Origin of the sequence: Microbacterium sp. CPCC 204701, assembly GCF_004010105.1 — a bacterium.
In the GTDB taxonomy this organism is placed as follows: Bacteria; Actinomycetota; Actinomycetes; order Actinomycetales; family Microbacteriaceae; genus Microbacterium.
The window spans coordinates 1-2,907 of sequence record NZ_RRYE01000362.1 but is presented as its reverse complement, the minus strand read 5'-3'; the positions used below and the strand labels follow the sequence as shown (position 1 = coordinate 2,907).

Below are 2,907 nucleotides of genomic sequence, written 5' to 3'. Positions count from 1 at the left end.
CGACGAGCCAGCCGCCCTTCGCGCGGCGGCGCTTCACCGCGGCGCGCAGGCGCGTCGCGTTGTCGACCTCCTCGAGGCCCGACGTCGGCCCGGTCGCGGTCGACGGGAGCACCGCGGTGAGCTCGCCGGTGGCAGCAGTGTCGTCGCGCACGACGCTGATCGGCCCGGTGCGGGTGACGACCGGCGTGACGCCCAGCTCGCGCTCGATCTCGCGCAGGCGCTGGAGCATCTCGCGGGCATCGGTCGGCCGGTCGTCGGGGGAGCGCTCGGTCGCCCACAGCACGAGCTCGTCCAGCGGCTCGGGGACGCCGGGGTTCTTCACGCTCGGGCGCGGCACCGAGTCGGTCGCATGCTGGAACGCGATCTGCATGGGCTGCTCGCCCTTGTAGGGCTGCTCGCCCGTGAGCATCTCGTACAGCATGATGCCGAGCGCGTAGATGTCGCTGCGGGCGTCGGCGGTGCCGCGCGTGACGAGCTCGGGCGCGAGATAGGCGATGGTTCCCAGCAACTGCGCGCCCGACGCCGTGTTGGCCGTGGTGGCGCGGGCGAGGCCGAAGTCGCCGATCTTGATGCGGCCGTCCTCGGCGAGCAGGACGTTCTCGGGCTTGACGTCGCGGTGCACGATGCCCGCCTTGTGCGCCGCGGCGAGGCCCGACAGCACCGCATCGAGGATGGAGATGGCCTGCGGGACCGTGAGGCGCCGCTGCTCGCGCAGGAGCTCGCGCAGGGTGATGCCCGGCAGGTACTCCATGACGAGGTACGCCATCTCGCCGTCCTGGCCCTGGTCGAAGACGTTGACCACGTGCGGATCGGCCAGGCGGGCGGCGGCGCGCGCCTCCTGGATGAAGCGGCTCTGGAACACCGTGTCGTCGCTCAGATGCCCGTGCATGACCTTCAGTGCCACCCGGCGCTCGAGCCGCAGATCCGTCGCGACGTACACCGTCGCCATGCCGCCCCGGGCGATGCGAGCACGCACCCGGTACCGACCGTCGACCAGACGGCCGATCAGCGGGTCCGTCTGCTGGCTCGTGCTCACGCTCAGAGTCTACGGACGTGCACCCGCGAGCCCGCGGAGCGGCTCACCCAGCGACCGTACCGTTACCCGCCGGTGACCGGTCAGCCCAGCGCCGCGAGCCACGCGTGGGCGGGCGCCTCCCACTGCGCATAGCGGTCGGGGTGAGCAGAGATCTGCACGGCCTGCGCGGCCTCGGCGAACGGCATCGACTGCCAACCCGGGATGTCGAGCAGACCGCGCGTGCGCGACCCGTTCGGGTCGGACGCCCCGCCGTAGAACGCGCGGATGGAGCGGGCCGCGTCGCGGACCTCCGCCTCGGTGCCCCATCCCGTGCTGGGGCGCTGCTGGAAGAGGCCGAGCGAGTCGCGGTCGCCCCAGTCGAGGTTGCGGATCCACGACTCCTGCATCGCGGTGCCGAGCGCGATCGCGATGCCGCGGTCGGGCACGCCGAGCTCTCGCCCGATCCGCACGATCAGCTGCGCATTGGCGACCTGCTCGGCATCGAGGCCCGCAACGGCCGGCGCGGATGCCACGACCGCGGCGAGCGGAATGGCGATGGTCTGCCCGGGGTAGATGATCGATGCCCGGCTCAACCCGTTGGCGGCGAGCACGGCGTCGATGCCCACGCCGTGTCGCTGCGCGATGCCGCTGATCGTATCGCCCGCGACGATCGTGTACTTCCCGCCGACGCTGGGCGCCGGCGCGGGCGCCGGAGCAGGCGCTGCGGCGGCGCCGGGGATCGTGATGGTCTGGCCGGGGTAGATGATCGACGACCAGCCCAGCCCGTTGGCGGCGAGCACCGCATTCGTCGACACACCGTGGCGCTTCGCGATCGAGCTGATGGTGTCGCCGCGCTGCACCGTGTAGGCGCCGGGCGAGGGCGCCGGGGCAGGAGCGGAGGGCGCCGCGGCAGTGCCGGTGAGGGTGAGCACCTGGCCCGGGTAGATCACCGACCGCCACCCGAGCCCGTTGAGCGCAAGGACGTCCGCGGTGCGAAGGCCGTGGTGGCTCGCGATCGCGCTCACGGTCTCTCCTGGCTGCACGGTGTACGTCGCCGGCGCGGGCGACTGACCGCTGCGTGCCGGGAGCGAGGCGGCGACCGCCTTCGACGCGACGGGGACGGATGCCGCGAGCTTCGCCGTCCGCAGCACCGGCGAGGTCGTGCCGCGGGCAGTGGCATCGGCGTGATCGGCGTGCGCGGGTGCGGCGGAGAGCGTGAGCGCGATCGAGCCGACGACGGCGACCGGAATCCCGGTCAGAGCGGCGCGGGGCCGGGCCCCGCGATGGGTGTGGCGGATTGGTCGCACAAGTTTTCCCCCCTCAGCCGACTCCAGAAACGGTGTCACGGAAGTCAACTCGTGTCAACGGGTGGTAGCAGAGGGGCAGAGGTGACGGATGTGACTCGGGAGGTGTGGTCTCCGCACCGAGACAGGCGGAGCCCGGGCCCGGGCGGATCTGGAATAGTTGCTGTCGTGACCACTGACGACGCCTCGCTCATCGAGACCGACTGGCTCACCCTGCCCGAACTCGTGGAGGTGCTGGGCGAGCCGCTGGGACGCGTCCGCCGGCTCCTCGACGACCTGCACCTCGTCGGGTCCCGCCGGGACGGCGTGTTCAAGGTTCCCGCCGTCTTCATCGTCGACGGCGAGCCGCTCTCGTCGCTGCGCGGCACGGTCTTCGCGCTGCACGACGCCGGCTTCACGGACGACGAGGCGATCGACTGGCTGCTCGCGCCCGAAGACACCATCGGCGTCGCGCCGATCGAGGCGCTGCGGGCCGGCCGCAAGAGCGAGGTCCGCCGCGTCGCGCGCACTCTGGCCTGAGCCGGTTCGCGGCCGAGCGACCGCCCTGCGTCAGGTGATGCGGACGGTCGCCGCGCGCGCGAGGTCGCG

Annotated in this window: 3 protein-coding genes; 1 reads left to right on the top strand and 2 read right to left on the bottom strand. The window is 72.5% G+C overall.

Going from position 1 to position 2,907, the window contains the following annotated elements:
* The coding region (locus tag EIO58_RS15385; RefSeq protein ID WP_164861763.1) for a protein kinase domain-containing protein at nucleotides 1-1,036 on the bottom strand (1,036 nt) is incomplete at its 3' end.
* A gap of 80 nt (nucleotides 1,037-1,116) precedes the next feature.
* Nucleotides 1,117-2,265, bottom strand: a complete 1,149-nt coding sequence (locus EIO58_RS15380; protein WP_127820247.1) for a LysM peptidoglycan-binding domain-containing protein — start codon at nucleotides 2,263-2,265, stop codon at nucleotides 1,117-1,119.
* Between the two features lie 222 nt (nucleotides 2,266-2,487).
* Between EIO58_RS15380 and EIO58_RS15375 the strand changes: the two genes are divergently transcribed.
* Nucleotides 2,488-2,838, top strand: coding sequence for an Rv2175c family DNA-binding protein (locus EIO58_RS15375; RefSeq protein ID WP_240658920.1), 351 nt, complete (start codon nucleotides 2,488-2,490; stop codon nucleotides 2,836-2,838).
* Nucleotides 2,839-2,907 lie beyond the last annotated feature (69 nt).